This is a genomic window from Rhodomicrobium vannielii ATCC 17100 (assembly GCF_000166055.1).
Taxonomy (GTDB): Bacteria; Pseudomonadota; Alphaproteobacteria; order Rhizobiales; family Rhodomicrobiaceae; genus Rhodomicrobium; species Rhodomicrobium vannielii.
Genome location: NC_014664.1, coordinates 451,575 through 475,397 on the forward strand (window position 1 = coordinate 451,575; position 23,823 = coordinate 475,397).

Annotated in this window: 15 protein-coding genes and 1 pseudogene; 9 read left to right on the forward strand and 7 right to left on the reverse strand. The window is 58.5% G+C overall.

Annotated elements, in window-relative coordinates; genetic code table 11:
* Positions 1-1,743: 1,743 nt before the first annotated feature.
* The 6 genes from RVAN_RS01915 to tnpA all read right to left on the reverse strand — a co-directional run bounded on the left by RVAN_RS01915 (position 1,744) and on the right by tnpA (position 9,538).
* Positions 1,744-3,180: a hypothetical protein gene (locus tag RVAN_RS01915; protein ID WP_013418080.1), complete on the reverse strand. Its 1,437-nt coding sequence runs from the start codon at positions 3,178-3,180 to the stop codon at positions 1,744-1,746.
* A 589-nt stretch (positions 3,181-3,769) separates the two neighbouring features.
* Complete coding sequence (locus RVAN_RS01925; RefSeq protein WP_013418082.1) at positions 3,770-6,061, reverse strand: GumC family protein; 2,292 nt, start codon at positions 6,059-6,061, stop codon at positions 3,770-3,772.
* 16 nt (positions 6,062-6,077) lie between these two features.
* Positions 6,078-6,869, reverse strand: a complete 792-nt coding sequence (locus tag RVAN_RS01930; RefSeq protein ID WP_013418083.1) for a polysaccharide biosynthesis/export family protein — start codon at positions 6,867-6,869, stop codon at positions 6,078-6,080.
* Positions 6,870-7,107: 238 nt separating this feature from the next.
* Complete coding sequence (gene tnpC, locus RVAN_RS01935) at positions 7,108-8,691, reverse strand: IS66 family transposase (RefSeq protein WP_013418084.1); 1,584 nt, start codon at positions 8,689-8,691, stop codon at positions 7,108-7,110.
* Between the two features lie 47 nt (positions 8,692-8,738).
* A complete protein-coding gene (tnpB, locus tag RVAN_RS01940) occupies positions 8,739-9,134 on the reverse strand; it encodes an IS66 family insertion sequence element accessory protein TnpB (protein ID WP_013418085.1) in 396 nt (131 codons plus the stop codon).
* A complete protein-coding gene (gene tnpA / locus RVAN_RS20960; protein WP_041787200.1) occupies positions 9,131-9,538 on the reverse strand; it encodes an IS66-like element accessory protein TnpA in 408 nt (135 codons plus the stop codon). Before tnpA ends, tnpB (RVAN_RS01940) begins: the two co-directional genes overlap by 4 nt.
* An 852-nt stretch (positions 9,539-10,390) precedes the next feature.
* Between tnpA and RVAN_RS01950 the strand changes: the two genes are divergently transcribed.
* A complete protein-coding gene (locus tag RVAN_RS01950; RefSeq protein WP_169309499.1) occupies positions 10,391-11,857 on the forward strand; it encodes an O-antigen ligase family protein in 1,467 nt (488 codons plus the stop codon).
* 200 nt (positions 11,858-12,057) lie between these two features.
* On the forward strand, positions 12,058-13,023 hold the full coding sequence (locus tag RVAN_RS01955; protein WP_013418088.1) for an IS481 family transposase: 966 nt from the start codon (positions 12,058-12,060) through the stop codon (positions 13,021-13,023).
* 9 nt (positions 13,024-13,032) lie between these two features.
* Here the strand turns inward: RVAN_RS01955 and RVAN_RS01960 are convergent.
* Positions 13,033-14,105, reverse strand: a pseudogene (locus RVAN_RS01960) (IS630 family transposase).
* Positions 14,106-14,619: 514 nt separating this feature from the next.
* Here RVAN_RS01960 and tnpB (RVAN_RS20725) point away from each other — a divergent pair.
* The 7 genes from tnpB (RVAN_RS20725) to asnB all read left to right on the forward strand — a co-directional run bounded on the left by tnpB (RVAN_RS20725) (position 14,620) and on the right by asnB (position 23,821).
* Positions 14,620-14,946 (forward strand): IS66 family insertion sequence element accessory protein TnpB, encoded by a 327-nt coding sequence (tnpB, locus tag RVAN_RS20725; protein WP_155942322.1) that lies wholly within the window; start codon positions 14,620-14,622, stop codon positions 14,944-14,946.
* A gap of 270 nt (positions 14,947-15,216) precedes the next feature.
* A complete protein-coding gene (locus RVAN_RS18605; protein ID WP_013418091.1) occupies positions 15,217-16,719 on the forward strand; it encodes a sugar transferase in 1,503 nt (500 codons plus the stop codon).
* A 282-nt stretch (positions 16,720-17,001) separates the two neighbouring features.
* Positions 17,002-18,279, forward strand: a complete 1,278-nt coding sequence (locus RVAN_RS01975; RefSeq protein WP_013418092.1) for a nucleotide sugar dehydrogenase — start codon at positions 17,002-17,004, stop codon at positions 18,277-18,279.
* Positions 18,280-18,595: 316 nt separating this feature from the next.
* On the forward strand, positions 18,596-19,531 hold the full coding sequence (locus tag RVAN_RS01985) for a class I SAM-dependent methyltransferase (RefSeq protein WP_013418093.1): 936 nt from the start codon (positions 18,596-18,598) through the stop codon (positions 19,529-19,531).
* Positions 19,528-20,553, forward strand: coding sequence for an NAD-dependent epimerase (locus RVAN_RS01990; RefSeq protein WP_013418094.1), 1,026 nt, complete (start codon positions 19,528-19,530; stop codon positions 20,551-20,553). Before RVAN_RS01985 ends, RVAN_RS01990 begins: the two co-directional genes overlap by 4 nt.
* A gap of 177 nt (positions 20,554-20,730) precedes the next feature.
* The gene (locus tag RVAN_RS02000) at positions 20,731-21,657 is read left to right on the forward strand and encodes an FkbM family methyltransferase (protein WP_013418095.1); all 927 of its coding nucleotides are present in this window, start codon (positions 20,731-20,733) and stop codon (positions 21,655-21,657) included.
* A gap of 154 nt (positions 21,658-21,811) precedes the next feature.
* Positions 21,812-23,821: an asparagine synthase (glutamine-hydrolyzing) gene (gene asnB, locus RVAN_RS02005; protein ID WP_013418096.1), complete on the forward strand. Its 2,010-nt coding sequence runs from the start codon at positions 21,812-21,814 to the stop codon at positions 23,819-23,821.
* Positions 23,822-23,823 lie beyond the last annotated feature (2 nt).

Sequence of the window (23,823 nt, forward strand, 5' to 3'; positions counted from 1 at the left end):
TTACAACGCTCTCATTCGCCTGTTTTTTTCGCTCCTGATAGGCAGAAAACGGGCTTTCAGCGGTTGCGGGTACTATCGATATCACGCAACCAAATAAAACTGCGAGATATACGCATCGTGTGGCCAGTTTTTTGAAATAACTCATCGGGCACTCTCGCTTTTTTGCCTATATCATGGCCGACTTTGTTCAAATTGCGGCGTCTTGTCTGTGATTGTAATGATAGAACATGCGCAACTATGGTTGTATCTTAGATGTATGCAATATATCGTGAAGTGAATAATATTTTTGTTCCGTTTTTCTATCGTTGCGCGTGAAGGCGGAGTGGAAATGCTTTCACTCTCAGTTTCAATGCAAAGAATTGCCGAAAATGCGCTCGTCCACGAAAACCTGGCGGCTGCATACAATAAGCACGCAGCATCGCTTGGGAGCGAGGGCGTGCCCGGTGAATCTTACGTTTGTTTCTCGGTGAAGGGTTGGCGCCAGAAGAAAAATAGCACGCGATATCAACGCGATACAGCGCGCGCTGGCGTCGGCAACGGTGGGCTGGACCCCCGTCCGATGTCGAGGAGCCGCCGCCGCCCCAGCGATATCCGATCTTCGGCTTGAGGCGCGAGAAGAGGACGACGCACGAGCGGAGCACCGGCGCTGACCGAGCACCATTGACGAAAATCGTGAGCAGCTTTCCCAAGTGGAAGCACACTCAAAACCGAAGGGCCGGTTGAGCGGCTAGGCGTCTCCAAGCATCTTCCGTTGAGTTACAACCACATCATAATATAGGTTGAATTGAAAGTCCGCAATTTCGGACTAGTTCATTGTTCGCGGTACCTTGGGGCCTGCAGGCGGTCCCATAATTCCAGATATCAACAATTAATAGTTGCAAATCGGATACGTCAATTCAATATTTGCAGCCTAAAATTGCATTAGTAGTTGCCGAGATTGAACGGACTCGGCCAATCTGGCGCCGAGCGTGGGGAACGCAACGGAGGTAAAAATGGTCACCATGGCTTTTAGGCACAAAATCGCATTTTGGGGGCGTGTGCTTGCAAGCGCCTCAGTTTTGACGATAGGAGCGGGTGCTAACGCCGCTACCTTGTCCTATGTCGAAGGTGCGGTATCAGTAAATCGCGGCAACGGCTACGCGCCGGCCGGTGCCGGTACCTTCCTGGCGCCCGGTGACCGCATACGCGTCAGTGCGGGTTCCGCTGACATCGCCTATGAAAACGGGTGCGTCGCGAAAGTGGGTGCTGGCCAGACAACGGTCGTCCCCTCTACGCCTCCATCCTGTGGGGAAAGCTCTGTCCAGCCGACAGCGGAGACGGTGGACACAGTAGGTATAGGCATCGGCGTTGGTCTTTTCGCTGGGGGCGTGGGCGTTGGAGCTATTCTGGCTAATACGAGCAGTGACGGGGGTACCATCTCTTTTAGCCCGTAGTCGATGGTGGCCGATCTGGTCGGCACCAGAGCTGCGTTTCTTTCTTTTGCAGTTCGCGCCTTCGACCATCTAATCAGCGACGGGGGAGGGCGCTTCCCCGCCGTTTACATGCGTTTTCAGGCTCGTTGCCGAAACCGGCTGCACAAAGTCGCTATGCTCCTATCCGTGGCGCCACGTTATGAGATGGCCCAAACGCTACAGACAGTCCAAACTGCCTTCAGTCTGGTAGCAGTTTCTTCGGAGGATGCCTCATGGCCTTATGCGCTACGCAAAAGCGCCGGGGCGAGCGCCATGACCGCTTTTCCCACCCCTATTGCAGGACAGCGCTTGCGTCGGGAACTCGTTCAAGGCGAAGACCGGCAATCCAAGCCTCCCCGGAAATCAGTTCCTCTGACGCCGAGCGGGAATCGTGAAAGAATCGAAGGATCTGGCCTCTGCAATCCTCAGTCTGAGGCACATCGGCTTCCAGTGCGAAAATTCGCCACTGCTGAGACCGACCCATCAACATATCCGTCTCGCCGAGCACGCGCCTTGATCCGCTGGCGCAAGTGAGTTGCCAGCGGAGGCCACGCTTGGCGGTAATCCAGCCGCGAAGCTTACCTTCAAGACGATATCGTCCGGGCGGGAGCAGCACGGTCTGCCTAACCTCCGGAAATTTAACACGCCCAACACCGAAAGCGACATGTAGCGCACGTTCACCCTCAGAGCCAACGGGCACAAACTCGGAAATGGCGTTGACCCCGCGACTGATCTGCCAGTCAAACGCCAAGCCGCTAGGATCCTGTTCGAAATTCGCGTGCGTTATTAGGCCCAAAGTGTCAAGTTGATCCTTCGGCAGGAATTGCAGCCACGCGTTGTAAGCTGCGTCAATGAGATTTTTGGCGATTAACGCATTCAAGTAAGGCGCAATCTCAGTATTGCCAATTGGCTGGGCACTTCCCCTAAGCGCAGTCATCAGTTTCAAAGGGGTGTCCGTTTGCTTGGCGTTTCGCGGAAGCGCTGCGAAAAAGGCAGGGCGCCAGCCAGGGCCCTCTGCAAGCTCTTGCACAACGAGGGAGAAGCCAGCCGGGTCTTCGGCGATAGCCGTCAGATAAGCGAAAACGTAAGGAGACACGTCCGAACGCGTCCGTAACAAGATATCGGCATAACCAAGCGCCGATCCAAAATCCTTCTGATAAGCACTGTCGTTAAGAAGCCAAAACTGGGCGATCGTTTCATGACGAGACCGCTTGACCGCTTCTCGCATCAGGATACGGACGAGGTCAGGATCATCGGTCGTTTCCGCCAACAAGCGGTAAGCCTTCGCATTAAGCGGGTCATTTGCTAGAGCGCGAACAGCGAGACGACCGATTTTTCTGCGCAGCGCATCGCGTTCACTTCGCGGCTGTTGGAAGCTTCCGTCCTGCGCTTCGGGAAGGTGAGCGATGGTATCGCCCTTCGACGCAGTGTCGCCCGCCGACGCGCCTGATTCGTTGCTCCCGGTAAGCATCAACAACTGTTCGCGTATATCTTCCGCCTTGGCGAGAAGAGCGACGGGATTATTGGGATTCAAAGCGAGCGCAGTATCGGGAGCGGACGTGGCTAATACGTAAGGGAGGCTTTTGCTTACAACAAGCCAAACAAGTATTAGACCTGCCGTTATGGAAATGACAGACCGCATGGGATTGCTGGAAACATGCGAGACAAAGCCTTTGCCCCGTGCAAAAAGCGCGGACCTCAGCTGCTTGCGATGATGAGGTCTTTTCATTTGCGGCTCCCGAGGAGAAGGAAGACTATGCGCCAGAAGTGAGTGTCCTTGCGCCGTGGACGTATGATTTGTTTGCGGCGTGCGTTTCGGACAACAGCACCAGGTCCATGCGTAAGTCGTGGCACATTCGAGCTTTGCGACCTACCTCCAGCCAATGAGGTGTCATAAGCCGCGCGCCGTTCGACGGTCTTGATTGTTTCCCACGCCCCGGTCACGCGGCCGACATACAGGCTTCGATCAAAACCGTCGCTGTTAGGAAAAAGATCCGGATGAAGCCACCTCATGATCAGCGCCATGTGGCGCCTGATCTCGCCATTCGAGGTCTCGCGACTGGCACCTAGGGTCCGATAGTTGTCGCCATCCCTGTTCAAAAGGATCTGCTCGATGAAGAACCCCGCAGCCTTTCGCAAGACCATTTCAGAACACCCAGTGAGCGCTTCGGCTTCACGCACGGCCCGAGTCTCACCCACCGCAACCTCAAGGAGAAACGTGACTCCCGGAGGCAGCGCGGATCGCCGCGCTTGGCGCACCAAGTGTGGGTAACTGAGCATGCCAAGAGCGGCCGAAAGAGCTTCGTGGCTACGCATCGTCAGCTCAAGCCCGGCTTTGCTAACCGCGGCTTCGCATCGGTGGAGTTACCGTACGTGTAGGCCGACTGTCCGTATTCGTAGCCATATCCGTATCCGTAGTTGTAGCCCACGGCTTTCGAATCGAACTTCGTGAGAACAGCGCCAAGCAGCGTGATGCGCGCGAGTTGGAGACGCCGCAGCGCCGACCGGATCATCCCTTTACCCTTCTCTCCCGCCGCAATAACAAAGATGGTGCCAGCCGATGCGTTGGCGAGCAACTGGGCATCGGCGAGCCCCAGGAGCGGAGGGGCATCAAAAACGATGAGATCGAAAACGTCGCCGCCGAGCGAGACAAGCGAATAGAGGCGGGTCCCGCTCAGAAGATCAGCAGCGTTCGGCGGAAGTGGACCCGAGGCCATGAATGCGAGGTTGGGATGATCCGTCTTCTGGAGAACTTCCGGTGGAAGCGATGAGCCTGTCAGATAATTGGTGAGGCCAACCACGTTGTTCAAACATAGCTTCTTGTGAAGAGACGGATTACGGAGATCTGCGTCGATCAGAAGGACCTTGTGACCCATTTGTGCGAAATGCCGGGCAATCGCCACCGACGTTGTGGATTTGCCCTCGCCAGGCCCCGCGCTCGTCACCGCAATGGAGCGCGGAAGTCCCGACTCAGTGGAAAACTGTAAAGTAGTGGCAAGAGAGCGATACGCCTCCGCAATGGCGGAGCGTGGATCCTTCAGGGCCTGATCCACACCCTCGGCAAACTCCAGGCGAGGGATAATCCCAAGCGTTGAAAGCGCTGAAAGTTGCTCGATCTCCTCGGGAGTGCGAACGCGATCGTCAAGCATTTCAAGCAGAAATGAAATGCCGACTCCAGCACCAAGGCCAAGAGCGAGCGAGATAAGCAGAGCACGCGGAAAATTAGGCTCCGAGGGGGCGTTTGGCGCCAGTGCCCGATCGACAATGAAGATATTGTTGGTGCCGACACCGCCTGCAATATTTACCTCTTTGGAACGCTGGAGCAGACTATTATAGAGGCCCCGATTGGTCTCAACCTCTCGTTTCAAGATGTTGTACTGGATGCCTTTCTTTTGCAGATCGAGTACTTCCCCTCGCAGCGTTTCAATTCTTCCTTTCATCTCGCCTTCTTGCGCGAGCGATGTCTCATAAGCCGCCTTAAGCGAATTGCGGATAGTTTTGACTTCGGCGGCAAGTTGTCGATCGATCTCTTTGATCTTGTTTGAAATCTGCACCATCGTTGGAAAGCTTGGCTTGAAATTTTCAAGCTTCTCTTGATAAACGGTCTCAAGCGCTTTCCGCTGGCCGCGCAGCACCTCGATAACCGGGTTCGATAACAGCTGCGGCAAATTGATTGCAGTGGAACTCTCAAGCTGGCGCCAGAGCTGTTCGTTCTTGATGCGCTCTGAGATCAGTTGCCCTAACGCGGAGTTTGCCGCTGCCAGATTGCTTTCAGTGATTGACGCTCTGTCGCTGACCTCGATCATCTTCTCCTGCTCTGCGAAAACGAGAAGCGCCCTTTCTGCTTCCTCCATTCGAATTTTGAGCTGTTTGATCTGGTCATCGAGAAAGGTTTTGGCGTAAGAATTGGCCTCGAACCTCTTATCCAAGTTGGACGCAATATAAGCGTCTGCGTATCCATTCGCGATTTGTTGCGCACGCACTGCGCTCGGATCTGAGTAGCGAACATCAACGAGCCTGGAATTTGCAACAGGCAAGACCGCCACATTGGAAAGCACAATGCCAACTGCCCAACCCTGCCGCGCAGTTGGCAAAGGAAGCTCCTTCTTAGAAGAAGAGAACAAGGCAGCGCCCAACAAACCAAGTGCTGAAACATCACGCGGCTTAAAGAGCCCTTCGTCATCATAAAGGCGCTGCATCGAGACGACTCGCTCGGCCATTGCCCGACTTTTTATCAGCTCATATTGGGTTCTCAAAAAATCGGTACTTCCCGCTTCCTCCGGCGATGTCGTCCCGCCCTCCACGATCTTAGCCGGCTCCCGTTCGATCTGGATTCTCACGCTGGCTGAGTAGAGCGGCGTCTTGAGCAGCGTAAAAACGCTTCCCAGAACTGTAAACACAAGCGCTGTACCCAAAATGAGCCATTTGCGTTTGAGAACCATATAAAGATATTGGCGAAGGGTGACAGCGAGATCGCTTTCTTCTTCACCCTGTGCTTGCCCATAGCCCTGTGGCCCGAAATTTTCGCCCTTTAACTGTGCTATCGCAGCCGATTGAGAAGGAACCAGAGCCCGCCTCTCATCGCCAAGATCTTTTTGAGAGTCACGCATCCGCTTTGCTCGCTTACTAAAGTAAGGACACTAAGGTGAACAGCGGGAGAGCCTTGAAAACCGCACCGATCCCCTCTTTTACGCTGGAGCTTGGAGCGACGATCACATCACCGGCCTCCAACGCAGGGTCTTCGGCTATTCCGTCACGGATACGCGACACATCGTACTTGGCAACCTGGCGCTGACCATTTACCTGCCGGAAGATAAGGACAGTTTCATCCGCCTTGTCCTCGAACCCTTGCGCCTGCGCGACGGCCTGCAACAGAGACAGCCCGCCGGTGATGGGATAGACGCCCGGCTTTTTGATGGCACCCTCCAAGGTGACACGCTGACTATTATAATTTTTTATAAAAACTGTGATCTGAGGATTCTGCAGATATTTATCCCCAAGCTTGAGGCTCAACTCTCTCTCAATCTCGCGCCCAGTCTTCCCACCCGCTTGAAACTCTCCGATGAGCGGGAAGTTTATAGTTCCCGCTTCCGAGACCTGAACAGTCTTCGACAGCTCCGGCACATTGAAGACAGTGATATCGACGACGTCGAGGGGACCGATCTTATAAGTGTTGCTGGCGGGATCCGATACCGCTGACATGGAAAGAGCAACTTTGCGTAAAGTCTCTTTATTGTCGGGCGCCTGAGCGGAGTCTTCCTTTGAACTCGGAGCCGCAGGTTTCTGGGCTGGTGATGAATCCGAGACGGCACCCGACTCGAGCTTGGGGTCAGTCATGTCGCCGCCTGAAGAAACGCCGCAAGCAGTGATAAAGGCCGCCGCGACTGCGGGAAGCAGAAGTCTGATCAACGCCGACATGTCTTTTGCGACTCCTCTTCGACCAAATACCTGGAATTGGGATTATTGGGCTGCTGGCTGATCGGTAACAGTTCAGCAGGAGCAGCAGATATGGCGATGCCGGAGTAGTCCCGCTCGGTACGAGGCCAGTCGCGACGTGATTGCAGGCTGCGGCCTAAGCAAAAGAGCACGTTTCTCGATACGCTTTTCAAGGTAAGCATCCGGTGAGGGCCGCAGCGTGAGCGCTTGCGGTTGATGACTACGCCGCCAGTTGCAAGCCGGGCTGCTTCCATTCCCAGGGCAGCAGCTCATGGAGTCGGCTTTGCGGCTGGCCTGCGATGCGGGCGAGCACATCGGCCAGCCAAGCCATCGGATCGATGCCGTTGAGTTTGGCCGTCATGATCATCGTCATCATAAAGGCGGCCCGGTCGGCGCCGCGATCTGAACCGGCGAAGAGCCACGACTTTCTTCCGAGCGCAAAACCTCTCAGCGCTCGTTCGGCCGAGTTGTTGCTCAGGCAGATGCGGCCGTCGCCAAGGAAAGCGGCGAACCGATCCCAGCGCTTGAGCAGATAATCGATGGGCCTGGCGACGGAAGCCGAGCGCGACAATCGCGAGCGCTCCTCGCCAAGCGAGGTTTTCAGATCGGCCAGAAGCGGCGCGCTTTGCTTCTGGCGCACGCGCAGGCGCTCGCTGGCGGGAAGGCCGTTGATGGAGCGCTCGATGTCGAACAGCGCGTCGATGCGCTTGACCGCTTCCAGCGCAATCGGGGAGATGGCCGGCGCCTGTTTGCCGCGCTTCGCGTTGGCGGCGATGTCAGCCAGTTCGAAGAACTGGCGCCTGGCGTGCGCCCAGCACAGCGCCGAGACGATGGCGCCTTTTTCGCGCGCCGGATCGTAAAGCCCGTTATAGCCGCTATAGGCGTCGGCCTGCAAAATGCCGGCGAAGTCTCGAAGATGGCTCTCGGGATGCTCCTGCCTTCGGTCTCGCGAAGCGTAGTAAAGCGCGGCCGGCGGCGCGGTCCCGCCAAAAGGGCGATCGTCTCTGACATAGGTCCAGATGCGGCCGGTGACTGTCTTGCCTTTCGCCAGGATCGGCACCGTCGTGTCGTCGCCAAACAACCGTTCGGCCGAAAGAACATGGGCCTCGATCAGCGCCTGGAGCGGTTGCAGCGCCGCCATGCAGGACCCAACCTGATCGGCCAGCGTCGAGACGGAAAGTTCGACGCCTTCGCGCGCATACCGCTCGCTTTGCCGGTTGAGAGGCTGGTGCTGGCCGAACTTCTCGAACAAGATCATGGCCAAAAGGCCCGGCCCGGCAAAACCGCGCGGCGTTGCATGAAAGGGCGCCGGCGGTTGCGCGATCGCCTCGCAGCACCGGCAGGAGAACTTCTCGCGCACCGTTTGGATGACTTTCCAGCGGCGCGGAACAACCTCGAGCGTCTCGGTGACGTCCTCGCCGAGCTTCGACAGCTTCGTCGAGCCGCAAGACGGACAACATGTCGGCGCCGGGAGCACCACGCGCTCGCGCGGCAGATGCGCCGGGAAAGGCTTGCGCGATGGATGCTTGCGCGTAGAGGATGGCGTGCCTTGCGTCCGGGCTGTGGCTGTCTCGGCGAGAAGCTCGTCCTCGGCCGCGGCTGTCTCCAGCTCTTCGAGCTGAAGCTCCATCTGCTCCAGGAGCCGCGCCTTGTGCTCCGAGCGGCTACCGTAAAGCACCCGCCGCAGCTTCTCGATCTCGAGCCTCAGATGAGCGATCAGCGCGTCCGTGCTGGATGTCGCCGCGCGAGCGCGAGCCGCAACGGCCTCGGCGGAAAGGCGGGCGGCGCGCTCGGCGAGGATCATCGCATGCGCGGCGGCAAGGTCGGAAGGAAGAGCGTCAAGCGGCGTGGTCACCCGACAAGAGAATCATGGTTCGCCAACGTTTTCAAAGGCAAACCGTCAGCCAACCGAAGTCGGTCTCCAGGTTTTTTGCGGATTGCGCCAATCGATCCCGGAGAGCAGATAGCCAAGCTGCGCGGGCGAAATCGAGATCGCGCCGTCAGCCGGGCTCGGCCACAAGAACCGGCCTTTCTCCAGACGCTTCGTAAAAGGCAGGCGCCCTGGCCGTCATGCCAGATCACCTTCAGAAGATCGCCCCGGCGGCCGCGAAAGCAAAACAGATGGCCGCTCAAAGGATCGCGCTGCAAAACCTCCTGGACCTGCAAGGACAGCGACGGGAAGCCCCTGCGCATATCGGTGTGACCCGTCGCCAGCCACACCCGCACGCCGGTCGGAACCGGGATCATGGTCTCCTCCCGTCGGCAATATCGAGAATGCGCTTCAACGCGCCCATGTCGGCGCCGGGGCCAACCCGCACGCGCCGCCCGTTCAAAAGCTCGATCTCGATGCGATTATCGGCGGCGGGCGCGTCACTGGCGCTGTGATCGTAGATCGTGTCGCGGCTCTTCCCTGGCGCCGTCAGAGAGACCGGCAGGAATGCCGGTGCGGGCTCTGGCTTCTCGTCGTTCTTGGCCAGCTTCCGCCAACGAAACAGAAGGCTTGGCTTGATCCCATGCCTGCGGGCGACCGCTGACACATTCACGCCGGGCTGCAAAGCCTCGGCGATGATCGCCTGCTTCTCGTCCTCGCTCCAGCGGCGCCGGGTATCAGCAACTACGGAATACCGGCGGGCAAAAGTATCTCCAGACATAGGCACGGGCATAGCTCCTGTCGCGACAAGCGTCACAGACAAGACCTGTCTCTTACACGCCCCGCAAGGCGGCCCTCAGCGGAGGCTTACTTTTCAAGAGGCCATCGCGAAGGTCTTCTTTGTTCAAGGCTTCCTCATACAGCAATAAAACCTACAACCCGCAAGTCATCAAGGTTGATAGCGAGTTACGCCAATCGACATAAAGGGCTCCTATCATGGTCAACCTTGAGCAGCAACTTTAAATTGTAGCTCCTTAGCGTCAGGACGGATTCTGTGGTGTATAGGTGACTCTGCGCTGCTCGTGTGGATTGGTCATTCCCATACCATTGCAACCCTTGCGTCAGTAAACAAAGTGCGCTACCGATAGGTCGTCTCAATTTTTCGATTGGGTAACAGTATGGTCAGATTGAAAAAAGGTTGTGATCGATGATTTCGACGGCCTTGACCGGGCGTCCTGGCGGCAACAAGCGCGCACAAGCTGCGCTACTCGCCAACGTTGAGGGAGTGGTATCGGTTGATCGCGGCGATGGTTGCAGGCCCATCGGCGAGGCAGGGACTTCGCTTGTTGCAGGCGACTAGGTTCAGTCCGCTTCGGTGCCGCCGACATCGTCTATGAGAATGGCTGTTCTCAGAAGGAGCCGAACCAAACTGTGATCGTTCTCTTCTTTGCAACGGCTCGCAAGGGAGCGCGGAAGTCATTGATGAAACTGGCATTAGCGCGACTGATACTGTGCTGACCGGGGATTGGTCTCAGGCGATACGGTCGGTTTCGGATTGCAAATTCGAGTAGTAGCAACGGGCAAAGCCTTAGACGAGTACGCCATGCTATATTTATTATGTGGAGCAACTTTGTTGGCTTCGCTCGTACTGGGCGGAGGCACTCATAGCGGGTTCCTGGGCGACGTTGTTGTCCAACTGCTATCCATACCCTTGCTCATTTTGGCCCTATGGGCAGCTTTCAGTGATGAGCCAGCGCGCAAGGAGAAGGGGCGAATCGCCCTTGCGCTTTGCGGTGGGCTGACACTTGTTGTTGTCTTGCAAGTTCTTCCGTTTCCTTTCGATACTTGGTCTGGAGGAGCACGACTATTTTCTGAGGGCGCCGAGACTCCCTTCACTCTTCCGTCAAGTTGGAACCCCCTCTCAATCGCGCCACAGGCCACATGGGCGGCGGCTGTCTCTCTACTCGTTCCGTTGGCTATATTTTGTTCTGTGCTACAGCTCGACTTGACACAGCGCATGGTGCTCTGTTGGGGGGTGTTTGGTTTTGGTGTAGTCTCTTTGGCGTTGGGCTTCATACAGGTTGCTGCGGGTACCGAGAGTAGCCTACGCTTCTTTGAGATTACAAACCCAACGGAAGCTGTCGGCTTCTTTGCAAATCGCAATCACTTCGCTGCACTATTGAACGTCACTCTTGTTCTTTCGGCGCTTTGGCTCAATGCGACGATGGAGTCATCTCTGAAAAGCGGAGGTTCTCGGACGCGTTCGATTTTATGGCTGGCCGCCGCAGGCACATTAGTCGTGGCGGTCCTGGCCGGTCTCATGATGGCGCGGTCGAGGGCTGGGGTTTTTATCGCCGCAGGTGTTCTTGCCGGAGTTGCGGCAATGATGATTTTGCACCGCTTATCAGAGCACACAAGTGAAGAGCCACGGCACACGTGGCGAGGCCGCCGCTTTTCTTTGGCCGTGGCTATGTTTGCCGCGCTTTTCGCGGTGCATTTCGGCTTGGCAGGATTTCTGACGCGTTTCGAAAGTAATATGGCAGACGATGCCCGGATTCCTTTGACGAAGACGACGCTCGAGACAGCCTTGAAGGGGCTGCCGTTTGGTACCGGACTTGGATCCTTCGTTCCCGTCTATGCTACTGTCGAGAAAAGCGCCGATGCAACGGCTGGATTCGCCAACCGGGCTCACAACGACCTCGCTGAGATACTGCTGGAAACCGGAATCATTGGAGCCGCTCTTCTCGTTGCTTTTCTTGGCTGGTTCGGCCGCAAGGTCATGACGGCATGGGGCAGGTCGCCACGTGATGACGACCCCCGGCAAGCCGCGCTTGCGCGTGCTGCGACGCTCATTGTGGCATTGTTGCTTGCGCATTCGCTTGTGGATTATCCGCTAAGAACTACCGCTCTCAGTGTAACCTTCGCGTTTTTCTCCGCACTCCTTGTCTCGCCGCTCAGTGTACCTCGCGTCGAGTTGCCCAAATCCCCGAGTGGAGGAGGTCGTGTCCGTCAAAGACATACCGAAGCACCAGTGGGCGGTGCCTGGAGCCCCGGTGTACCTTGGCCAGAAAGCTGGCAAAACAGGACAACGGGCACTTAGTCGCCCTTGTTCGTGAGCGGGGGGCGTTGCCAAGGCGGGATTGCCGAGATCACGAAGATCATCGATCATGGGCGTCACGAAGCAGCCCGAGGCGGCGAATCTGAGGCGTGGCGCGATGAATTAGCTGCCCGCCCGGTGCCTAGTTGTTTAATCCCAGATTTTGATGGTGCATTATTCTCCCTCGGCTGGAAGGATGCGCTATGGGACAAATTCTTCATGGGAGCGCCACAACGACTGAGGCGGTCCGTCGAGCGATACAGCATAGTCAAGAGAGCTTGAGGGCCCTGGCCAAGCGCTACGGCATCAACACGAAGACGGTCTCGAAATGGAAGAAGCGCTCATCCGTCGCCGATGTGCCGACTGGACCGAAAGAGCCGAAATCCACGGTTCTGTCGGTCGAGGAAGAGGCGATAATCGTCGCCTTCCGCAAGCATACGCTCTTGCCGCTCGACGATTGCCTCTATGCGCTACAGGCGACGATACCGCATCTGACTCGCTCGTCGCTGCATCGCTGTCTTCAACGCCACGGTATTTCTCGGCTGCCGGACGTCGAAGGCGACAAGCCCGCCAAGAAGAAGTTCAAGTCCTATCCGATCGGCTATTTTCATGTCGACATAGCCGAAGTGCAGACGGCCGAAGGCAAGCTCTATCTCTACGTCGCCATTGACCGCACGAGCAAATTCGCCTTCGTGCAACTCGTCAAAAAGACCGGCAGGACGTCCGCTTCAGCCTTCCTCGTCGCCCTGATAGAGGCAGTTCCCTACAAGATTCACACGGTGCTCACCGACAACGGCATCCAGTTCACGTTTCCGCCGCGTTATGCCGATGGACCAACGGCCAGATACATGACGCACATGTTTGACATGCGATGCAGCGAGAACGGCATTGAGCACCGCCTCACCAAGGTCAAGCATCCCTGGACAAACGGCCAGGTCGAGCGAATGAACCGGACGATCAAGGAGGCGACGGTCAAACGCTATCACTACGACCGTCACGAGCAGCTCGAAACCCATCTATCGGACTTCATCAACGCCTATAACTTTGCTCGCCGACTAAAGACCCTCAAAGGCCTCACGCCTTATGAGTTCATCTGTAAATGCTGGACGAATGAGCCGGAAAGATTCAAGATCGATCCAATCCATCAAATGCCGGGACTAAACACCTAGTGCACTGACTCATTCAGAAGGTGCAGATTGAGGCGGTTGAGCTTGTCGAAGATTTCATCGGCGGTTTTGGTCCAGACGAAGGGTTTTGCGTTCCGGTTGTGATCGGCGATGTAGCGCTTGATGGCGTCTTCGAGGTCGGCGACGGATTTGAAGACGCCACGACGGATGCGCCGCCGGGTAATGGCGGAGAAGAAGTTTTCGACCGCGTTCAGCCAGGACGCCGAGGTCGGCGTGAAGTGAAAAACCCACCTCGGATGATCCGCCAGCCAGGCGTCCACCTTGGGATGCTTGTGGGTTCCGTAGTTGTCCAGAATGACGTGGATGATCTTGCCGGCTGGGACCTTGCGCTCCACGGCGTTGAGGAATTTGATGAACTCCTGATGGCGGTGGCGCTTCATGCAGCGGCCGAGCACGGTTCCATCCAGCACGTTGAGTGCGGCGAACAGCGTGGTGGTTCCGTTGCGCTTGTAATCGTGGGTCATGGTCGCGCATTTGCCGGGCTTCAACGGCAGGCCCGGTTGAGTGCGGTCGAGCGCCTGGATCTGGCTCTTCTCGTCGATGGACAGGACCACGGCATGGCAGGGCGGGCTCATGTAGAGGCCCACCACATCCTCGACCTTTTCGGCGAAGGCGGGATCGTTCGACTTCTTGAACGTGCGCAAGCGGTGCGGCTGAAGGCGGTGGGCTCCCCAGATGCGCTGCACCGTGCGCAAGCTGACGCCCGCCGCCTTGGCGACAGCGCGTCCGGTCCAATGCGTGGCGTTTCCGGGGGGCTCGGAACACGGCAGCGCCAGCACTTTCGCGACGCTCTTCGCTGACAAAGGCGGCTTGCCTGGCTTGCGGGTCTGGTCGCGCAACAGCCCGTCCACCCCTTTTTCGGCGTAGCGCCGCTGCCAACGCCATACGGCTGGCCGGCTGACGCCGCTTGAGCGGGCGACGTCGAAAACGGAACGGCGCTCAGCAGAATGAAGCACGATCTTTGCCCGCTGCGCGTGCTTCTGCGGGCTGTTGCGGTCCCCGATGACCGCCGCCAAACGTGAGCGGTCTTCGGACGAGAGAAGGATGCAGACGGTTTGAGCCATGCCTGAAGCATGCCTTGCTTCGTCTGCTTTGTGAATCCTATGTTTGCGTCAGTGCACTAGCGGCTCTCAAACTCATGCGCGCGCGGTTCCTTGGAGAGTTCCATCCCTTCGCACCGCATGCTGGCTGAAGGCGCCCACTATCAGTTGCCAGTGTTGATCTCAACTGCGCGCGACGCTTTGCGAGATTGGCCCGAAAACGCCTCCGCCGAACGAAGGAACGGCTACTCGTGGTCCGATTCCGACATTTGCATCCGTTCGCAGCACCTCCTGAGCAAATGTCGGAATCACAAGGAGCACTAGCAACTTGATGATTTTAGCGGAGCTTTTGAATTTGACATTTGAGCGAGAGCTCGCGGAAACGGGGACTCAAATGTCAAATTCGCTCCACTCGGTGCTCCAACCACCTCTTCCTCGTGTGTGACGGAACGCTGGCCTTTGCGTCAGTGATGATCGTCGTTCCGCAGCGCTGGCCGAAACGCCAACTCGAGTTGCTAACGCTCACTCGATCGAAATCGTGGCTGGCGGCGCGACGGCTCGCACGCGCGGCGGTGCTGCGCGCCGTGAAGGCCGTCGCATGATCGTGCCGCCAACCAATGTTCGGGTGCTGATCGCCACAAAGGCGGTCAATTTCCGCCGAGGGATCATGGGGCTGGCGGTGATTGTGGAAGCGGAGTTCAAGGCCGATCCATTTTCGGGGGTGATTTACGTGTTCCGCTCGAAGCGAGGGGACAGGATAAAAGTGCTGTTCCGGGATGGAACCGGCATATGCCTTCTGATCAAACGCCTGGAGAGCAAATTTCGCTCGCCCAGGATCGAGGACGGCGTGATGCGCCAATTGTAAAAGGTGGCGTCGCCTGACCGACTTGGAGCTTATCTACTCGCAAGGCGCAGGAGTGGTTGTAATTGCACCGGTGTTGAACAAACGAATCCGATATCCAATGCCATGGATTCTTGATTAGAAGCAGAATACTAGTGAAGTGCGATACAGGTTGTAATCTTAATTGCTGCAATCGTGGATAAACAGTTGGCTGCGCCCGAATAGGATTGCATTTGCGTTTTTATCCCGTAGAAGTTGTATGGCTATTGGTTAAAGCTGGTATGGTGCGCACGGATGCCTCGCTTGGGTCTTCTGATCTTGGATGTTAGCCTCGCCGGTGTCGGAAGCCTGTTGGCCCTAGCGCTCAGAGAGAATTTTGACCTGACGCGTGATCGCTTGTTAGAGTTTCTCCCCTATTTTACTGCCACTGTAGCGGTGGCTTTTCTTGTTTTTGCTATTGGCGGGATTACTCGTGCCATCTGGAGATTCAGTAGCCAGCCGGAATATTTGAAGATAACTGCGACATTGATACTGGTTATCATTGGCGCGGTCTTGATAACGTTCGCCTACAATCGCCTTGACGGTGTTGCTCGTTCCTTGCCACTCATTCAATGCCTGGTATGTGTGGCATTGTTGATCGGCGCGCGTGTTCTTCACAAGATCGCCCACGATGGCCGGCAGATCCGCAAAGCCTCGGCAGGTTTCCTCCGACATACTGATGCCGAGCCGGTCTCGACACTTTTGGTCGTAGGCATTTCCAAGCTTGCCGAAACTTACCTGCAGGCAATCACTGAACTGGCCCCTGGCCGCATCGTGATAGCGGGTGTAGTCGGTCGGACCGATCGCCATGTTGGGCGGCTCGTTGCCACTCATCCTGTCCTGGGCGAACTTCGAGATATCGACGATATCCTCAATGACCTTGAAGTGCATGGGATCGCTATCGACAAAATCGTCGTTGCGACCTCTTTCGATGCGCTCACGGCTGTGGACCGCGCTACTCTGCTAACTCTGGAGCGCTCCAGAAACATCACTGTGCAATTCCTGGCGGAGCACTTGGGCCTCGATTTGAAGCCGCAAGCAACACCCTATCGGTCGAATTGCCGGTCGGAGCTCAGCTTTGAAATTCCACCCCTTGAGCTTCGAGAGATAGGCAAGCGGCGTTACTGGAAGGTCAAGAGAGCAATCGATGCAATTGTTGCTTTCGCAGCGCTCGTAATATTCTCTCCCTTCATCGTGATCGTGGCCTTCGTCGTGGCGGCCACTGTTGGCTTTCCAGTCATATTCTGGCAACAGCGGCCGGGGCTCGGCGGCACGCCCTTCAGGCTTTACAAATTCCGCACCATGAAAGCGGCTCACACCTTCGATGGCCGCCGGCTTTCCGACGACGAGCGTCTCTCAAGCATCGGCACCCTGATGCGCAGGGTGCGCATGGACGAGTGGCCCCAGCTCTTCAATATCATGCGGGGCGACATGTCCATTATCGGTCCGCGACCGCTGTTGCCCTGTGATCAGTCAGAAGCTTACAGGGCGCGCCTGCTTGTGCGCCCTGGGCTCACAGGATGGGCGCAAGTTGTTGGCGGGCGGACGATTTCTCCCGAAGATAAGGCCGCTCTCGACGTCTGGTACGTTCGCAACGCGAGCTTGCGCCTGGATCTTGAGATCGCTGCAAGGACCATACCGATGGTTCTGTTCGGGGAACGAATCTGCATCCCCGCAATCGAACGGGCTTGGCGCGACTTGAGCGCTGGCGGCGTCCTGAAGGGAACACTTGCTTACAAAACAGAAAATGCCTTGTAGCGCAATAAACGACCATAGCTCTTCGCAATCTCAAAGTCATACGCATTAGCCGCAATAAAGCATGCCATCAAGGTAGCAGTTTCCATCGTATATGGCGCTATTTTGACTATCAATTGTCTGACAGCTTCGGGTGAATGCGTTTCACCCGAAGTGCGGTAGCTTGGGTGAGAGCGCCTGCTGACGACCACAAAGCTTCGAGACCAGCGGTGTTCGTCCTTGACCGGATCGTCTCTCCCCCTTCGCAAGACATTTTGCTCAACGAGCTCCCAAGGTATTCAGCTAATGGATCTGAGCGACAAAACTATTGGAGTCATCGGCCTCGGGTATGTCGGGCTTCCGCTTGCCGTCGAGTTCGGCAAGATACGGTCCGTCGTCGGTTTCGATGTCAGCGCCGCCCGTGTTGCGGACCTTCGCGAAGGGATCGACCGCACGCGGGAAGTCGAACCGCATGAGCTGGCCGCCGCCCGCTATCTGACCTACACGACTTCTCTGGAAGAGCTTCGATCCTGCGGGGTCTTCATCGTCGCGGTGCCGACACCGATCGACGCCGCCAAGCGACCCGATATCACGCTTTTGAAACGAGCGGCCGAGTCTGTGGGCAAGGTAATCAGCCGTGGCGGCGTCGCGATCTTCGAGTCTACTGTCTATCCGGGCTGCACTGTCAACGATTGCGTTCCCATCATCGCGAAGCACTCGGGCCTTACCTTCAACCGCGACTTCTTCGTCGGCTACAGCCCGGAACGCATTAATCCCGGCGATAAACTGCACCGGTTAACGTCGATCATGAAGGTAAGCAGCGGCTCGACGCCGGGAGCTGCGGAGGCCATCGACCGTCTCTACGCCAGCATCATCACGGCCGGCACGTACAAGGCCGCATCTATCGAGGTCGCCGAGGCCGCTAAGGTCATCGAGAACACGCAGCGAGACCTCAACATCGCGCTGATGAACGAGCTTGCCCTCATCTTCCACAAGCTCGGCCTCGACACCGGCGAGGTGCTCGCCGCCGCCGCCACAAAGTGGAACTTCCTGCCGTTCAAGCCAGGCCTCGTCGGCGGCCACTGCATCGGCGTGGACCCCTACTACCTGACCCATCGCGCGCAGGAGATTGGCTATCATCCTGAGGTGGTGCTCGCCGGCCGGCGTATCAACGACGGCATGGGCGGCCATGTCGCCGACCGCGTCGCGCGCCTGCTGATGAAGCGCGGCTTGCCTGTCGTCGGCTCTCGTATCCTGGTGATGGGCCTGACGTTCAAGGAAAACTGCCCGGATTTGAGGAACTCGCGCGTTATCGACCTGATCCGTGAGCTCAAGGGCTTCAACGCGACGGTCGAGGTGTGGGATCCCAGGGCCGACCCGGCGGAGGCGCACAAGGAGTTCGGCATCACGCTGGAGAGCGGGGAGCCTGCGGCTAGCCGCTACGACGCCGTCATACTCGCCGTCGGCCATAGCGAGTTCGCTGAGATGGGGCCAGCGCGCGTGCGGGCCCTTGGTCGCCCCGAAGCCGTATTATTCGACGTCAAGGGCCTGTTTCCCAAGGCCGCTTCGGATGGGAGGCTGTAGCGATGACGATCCTCGTCTGCGGCGTGCGGATACACGTGGTGGCCCTACGTTCAAGGGCAACTGCCAAGATTCGAGGATCCGGATCCGCGCGGTAGTCAGGCTTATCGCCGCCCAGCCAGCTGATAGGATCTATGACGCTGTGACCCACCGCGAGTCCGGGACACAGCCGAAGCTCGCTCGCCGCGACTGCAAACCGCACGAAGTTCGCATCGACGTCCAGTCGGCCATCGATCGGACCGAGACCGACTGCCATATTTAATTGAGATTATATAATAGAAGCGCCCAGCGTTGTTGGGGTTCCCAGAAGGGTGTCTTGATGAAAGCCTATAGTTTCGTCGACGTTCAGCGCTGCAATATGTGTGGTGCCAATATGAATGACGCCCGTGTTCTCGGCACGCGTCTCAGCACCTCGCAGGGCTACAAGCCGCGCACAAAGACGGGCATAGCCATAACTGTATGCCGCTGCGGCGGCTGCGGGCTCATCTTTGCGGCGCCGATGCCGATGCCTCGCTCCCTCGATGACCACTACGGAATACCACCCGAGACGTACTGGAAGGACCAATACTTCACGCCGGCGCCAGACTACTTCCGCAAGCAAATCGAGGCGGCGAAGACCCTCCTCGGGCCGCGTGAGCACCTAACGGCCCTTGATATCGGCGCCGGTATTGGCAAGGCGATGAGGGCAATGCGGAACGCCGGGTTTGACGTTTGGGGCATAGAGCCGTCCGCGACGTTTCACAATAAGGCGATTGAACTTGGCGGGTTGCCTGCGGAACGGCTGCAATGCGCGTCAGTCGAAAACGCAACATTCGCACCGCGCTTCTTTGATTTCATCACCTTTGGGGCGGTCCTCGAGCACCTCTATGATCCCTCTGGCTCGATCGCCAAGGCTCTTACTTGGCTTAAGGACGATGGCATCATACATATCGAGGTGCCATCCTCTAATTACCTCATGTCAAAATTACTAAACTTCTATTTCAGGGCTGTCGGAACCAACTATGTTACCAATATCAGCCCGATGCATTCCCCGTATCATCTCTACGAATTCACGCCAACGAGTTTTAAGGCCAACGGTGCCCGCATTGGCTACACTGTGGCGCAGCATCACATCGAGGTTGCCTCCATTCGGCTCCCCTCCGTGGTGCAACCGCTAATGCGCTACGTCATGGACCGGCAAGGGAGTGGAATGCAGCTCGTCGTCTACCTGCGCGCGAAAAGCGGGACTCGCTCGTTAGAGGAAGCTGTAGGATGAAAATCCTCGTAACCGGAACGGCGGGATTCATCGGCTTCCATGTTGCCAGGACGCTCTTGGCGCGCGGCGCGGACGTGGTCGGCTTCGATGTGGTCAACGCCTATTACGACCCATCGCTCAAAGAGCGGCGGTTGGAGTTACTGGCTGAAGCTTCCCGCGCGCCCGAATCCGGCAGTTTCACCTTCATCCGCGCTAACCTCGCAGATCAGGCGGCGGTCAACTCGGCCTTCGCTGCCCATCGCTTCGACCGCGCCATTCATCTGGCCGCCCAGGCTGGCGTGCGACACAGCCTGACGCACCCGCACGACTATGTGCAGTCCAACATCGTGGCCTTCACCAACATCCTTGAGGCGTGCCGGCACAATGATACGCCTCATCTGACCTACGCCTCGACATCGAGCGTCTATGGCGCGAATACCGCGATGCCGTTCTCGGAGCATGTGGGCGTCGATCATCCCCTTCAGTTCTACGCGGCGACAAAGCGGGCCAACGAGCTGATGGCGCATGCCTATAGCCACCTGTTCCGCCTTCCGACGACGGGCTTGAGGTTCTTCACCGTCTACGGTCCTTGGGGTCGGCCGGATATGGCGCTGTTTCTGTTCACAAAAGCGATCCTAGCTGGCGAGCCGATCAAGCTCTTCAACCACGGTCATCACACCCGCGATTTTACCTATGTCGAGGACATCGCCGAGGGCGTGATCCGCGCGTCGGACAGCATTGCGGAACCGAACCCGGACTGGTCGAGCGACCGGCCGGATCCGGCCACGTCGAACGCGCCGTTCCGCATATTCAACATCGGTAACAACCAGCCTGTTAGACTGATGGAGTACGTGGCTGCGCTAGAGGAGGCGCTCGGGCGAACGGCGCAGGTGGAACTTCTGCCGCTCCAGCCGGGTGACGTGCCGGACACGTTTGCCGACGTCTCGCGGCTCGAACGCGCGGTCGGCTACAAGCCGGCGACGCCCGTTAACGAGGGAGTTTCCCGTTTCGTCGCCTGGTACCGCGATTACTACGGTGTGTGACCGGAGCGAGCGGGATCGGTACGCGTGAGCCATCTGCCGTTCAGTCTATCGGATCGCGACGGTTTGGCCCCGCACCTCATCGCCGCCGCTCGGCGCGGCGGCATCATCTGTCGGTGCTCTCGCTCAAAGGCGTCGTCATGTCGATGTGCGTTATGAGCCCCAAACAGGAGACCAGCCGTGCTTGACAACAATCGCGCTGCCCTGCGCGCCGTGCTGAAGAGAACGCTGCCGCGCCCGATGACCCAGTCGATAGCGGTAACAGCTAACTATGGACGGCGTCTTGTCGCGTGGCTGCGCGTGTTGCGCAGCGTCCGTGGTAGAACATCGGCCGACCGGCGCGTATTGCGGCGCTCGGCGATGCGGGCGCCGTTCGACGCGCTCGCCGATATCGGCGAGTGGCGCGAGCCGATGTTGCTCACCGATGCCGAGATCGGCGTGTCTGGTCTTGGAGCGTTCGCAATCCGTGGCGGTTCGGACGATCTCGGGCATGTGCTTCTGGCAACCCACGCCGACATATTCCGGGTGATCGGCGCGCACTTGAAGCCAGGCGACGTCGCCATCGACGCTGGCGCGAACATCGGGGTTGTAACGGTATTCATGGCTCGGCTCGTAGGGCCTCACGGGCATACGATCGCGGTAGAGATGATGCCTGATACCGCTGCACGGTTGCGCCACAACGTGGCGCTCAATGGGCTGGAGGCGGTAGAGGTCGTCGAGCAAGCTTTGTCGGACTGTGCAGGCAAGAAGGTGCATGCCCAGGTTGCGGACGGTTTGTTCGGTCAGGCGAGCATTGCAAACGTCACCAATCCCCAACGCGCTTTGCGCCGCGTCGAGGTGGAGACGACGACACTAGATGCGCTCACCAAGGGCGTCGAGACGATAGCAATAATGAAGATGGACCTTGAGGGAGCGGAGCCGCAGGCGCTCGCGGGAGCCGGTGAAATGCTCCAACGGACCCGTGCCGTGGTGTTCGAGAGCTGGGCACGCGACGGCGGCAGAACTTCATCAATCCTTACAGCCGCCGGCTTCGCCATCACCGCAATCGACGGCCTCAACTTCCTCGCGACGCGAGTCGAGATGCCGACGAGGGCTTCGGGCGCATGAAGGCGGCAGCGCGCTCGATGATAAAACGCGTGGTGTTCGCCGCGCTAGGGTCCGATCCGGCGCGTGCATGGCCTGCGCCTTGCGGAGATGTAGCACGATGTCATGGAGCAAGAACGCCAGCGTTGCGCGAACTGGCAGTGGACGGTAGAGAGCCATGTGCGGCATAGCAGGCATCTGGTGGCCGGAAGGCCAGCGGCAGGGTGAGGCCGAGGTCGTCGCGGCTGCCATGGCAGCGCGGCTCCATCATCGAGGCCCCGATGCGCGGGGCGTCTGGGCCGACGGCGCAGCGGGCATAGCACTCGGCCACGCACGGCTTTCGATCCTTGATTTGTCGCCCGCGGGTGCCCAGCCCATGGTCTCCGCGTCTGGCCGCCATGTCGTGGTCTTCAACGGCGAAATTTACAATCATCTGGATTTGCGCAGAGAGCTTGAAGCGGCGGGAGCCGCCCCGGTCTGGCGCGGGCATTCGGACACGGAGACGCTGCTTGCCCTCTGCGATCGCCACGGCATCGAGGCGGCGCTGAGAAGCGCGACAGGTATGTTCGCTCTGGCCGTCTGGGACCGGGCCGAGCGAACGCTGACGCTGGCGCGCGACCGGATGGGTGAAAAGCCGCTCTATTTTGGCCGCGCAGATAGGGCGCTGGTGTTTGCCTCCGAGCTTAAGGCGCTGCGCGCAGCCCCAGGCTTTGAGGCCGAGATTGATCCGGCGAGCGTCGCGGCCTACTTGCGCCATTCTTGCGTACCCGAGCCGCATTGCATCTATCGAGGTGTGCGGAAGGTCGAGCCCGGTGCACTGGTGCGTCTTTCGCACCCGGCCGAGGCGGCATTCGCTGAGCCCCGCAGCTACTGGTCGCTCGGCGCTACGATAGCCGCCGCCGAGCCGCTCGGCGGCGATTACCGTGCGATGTGCAACGAGGTCGAGGCCTGCCTGGCGGAGGTCGTGCGTTCCCAGATGCTAAGCGACGTGCCGCTCGGTTGCTTCCTCTCTGGCGGCATAGATTCCTCGCTGACGGCGGCCTTGATGACGCGCGCGGCAAAAGGGCCGGTGCGGACATACGCCATCGGCTTCGAAGATGCCCGTTTCAACGAGGCACCGCACGCGCGCCGCGTGGCGGAGCATCTCGGCACAGCACACACCGAGTTCACATTGACGGAGGTGGACGCACTCAGCGTTATCAGTGAATTGCCGGCGATCTACGATGAGCCTTTCGCCGATCCCTCGCAGATACCAACGCTGTTGCTCGCCCGGCTGACCCGACAGCACGTCACCGTCGCCCTGTCGGGTGACGGCGGGGACGAGGTATTTGGCGGCTACAACCGCTACACCTTCGGCCCACGCATGTTGGAATGGGGCCAGTTGTTGCCAGCACCCTTACGCCGAGCGGCTGGCCGCTCGATCCAGGCGCTGCAACGAATGGGCACAAGTGAAAGCTCGTGGCTCAGGCCCGCAGCGCGCGGCCTCGGTCTGCCGATGACCACCGTTGACAAACTCTCGCGGTTCGGACGGGCATTCGCGGACGCGGGCGACACCGAAGCCCTCTATCGTGGGTTGGTTAGCACCTGCAACGCGCCAGCCTCGCTGATGGCGTCGCCAGCCGCAGAGGCGGCAAGCCGTTCCCTTGGCGCTGTCGCGCGTGATCTCACGCCGGCTGAATGGATGATGGCGACGGATGCGCTGACGTATCTGCCAGGGGACATCCTGGTGAAGGTCGACCGCGCGGCGATGAGCGCGTCGCTGGAGACGCGGGCACCATTTCTCGATCGTCGGGTGGTGGAGCTTGCTTGGCGACTTCCGATATCGGCACGCATCGAGGACGGCAAAGGCAAGCGCATACTCCGCGATATTCTCAATCGGTACGTGCCTCGCCAACTGATGGAACGGCCAAAGCAGGGTTTTGCCATCCCCTTGGATGCCTGGCTCAGGGGGCCCCTGCGCGCGTGGGCGGAAGATCTGATTACACCCGCCGTGCTGCGCGAAACCGGTGTCCTTGACGCGGGAGCCGTCGGCCCTCTTTGGGATGCACATCAGGGGGGGCAGGATAATGCGGGCTGGACACTCTGGGCCATTCTGATGCTGCAAAGCTGGCTGAGGACAAGCGACCTGAAGATGCAACCTCAAAGGAGGGAAGAAATCGTGGCCTCCACAGTGTTCACGAGGGCCTGAGC

What these genes read in the sequence shown, in the direction of transcription:
- RVAN_RS01915 (WP_013418080.1), bottom strand. Translation starts at nt 3,180, where the DNA reads ATGAAAAGACCTCATCATCGCAAGCAGCTGAGGTCCGCGCTTTTTGCA.
- RVAN_RS01925 (WP_013418082.1), bottom strand. Translation starts at nt 6,061, where the DNA reads ATGCGTGACTCTCAAAAAGATCTTGGCGATGAGAGGCGGGCTCTGGTT.
- RVAN_RS01930 (WP_013418083.1), bottom strand. Translation starts at nt 6,869, where the DNA reads ATGTCGGCGTTGATCAGACTTCTGCTTCCCGCAGTCGCGGCGGCCTTT.
- tnpC (WP_013418084.1), bottom strand. Translation starts at nt 8,691, where the DNA reads ATGATCCTCGCCGAGCGCGCCGCCCGCCTTTCCGCCGAGGCCGTTGCG.
- tnpB (WP_013418085.1), bottom strand. Translation starts at nt 9,134, where the DNA reads ATGATCCCGGTTCCGACCGGCGTGCGGGTGTGGCTGGCGACGGGTCAC.
- tnpA (WP_041787200.1), bottom strand. Translation starts at nt 9,538, where the DNA reads ATGTCTGGAGATACTTTTGCCCGCCGGTATTCCGTAGTTGCTGATACC.
- RVAN_RS01955 (WP_013418088.1), top strand. Translation starts at nt 12,058, where the DNA reads ATGGGACAAATTCTTCATGGGAGCGCCACAACGACTGAGGCGGTCCGT.
- RVAN_RS18605 (WP_013418091.1), top strand. Translation starts at nt 15,217, where the DNA reads ATGCCTCGCTTGGGTCTTCTGATCTTGGATGTTAGCCTCGCCGGTGTC.
- RVAN_RS01975 (WP_013418092.1), top strand. Translation starts at nt 17,002, where the DNA reads ATGGATCTGAGCGACAAAACTATTGGAGTCATCGGCCTCGGGTATGTC.
- RVAN_RS01985 (WP_013418093.1), top strand. Translation starts at nt 18,596, where the DNA reads ATGAAAGCCTATAGTTTCGTCGACGTTCAGCGCTGCAATATGTGTGGT.
- RVAN_RS01990 (WP_013418094.1), top strand. Translation starts at nt 19,528, where the DNA reads ATGAAAATCCTCGTAACCGGAACGGCGGGATTCATCGGCTTCCATGTT.
- asnB (WP_013418096.1), top strand. Translation starts at nt 21,812, where the DNA reads ATGTGCGGCATAGCAGGCATCTGGTGGCCGGAAGGCCAGCGGCAGGGT.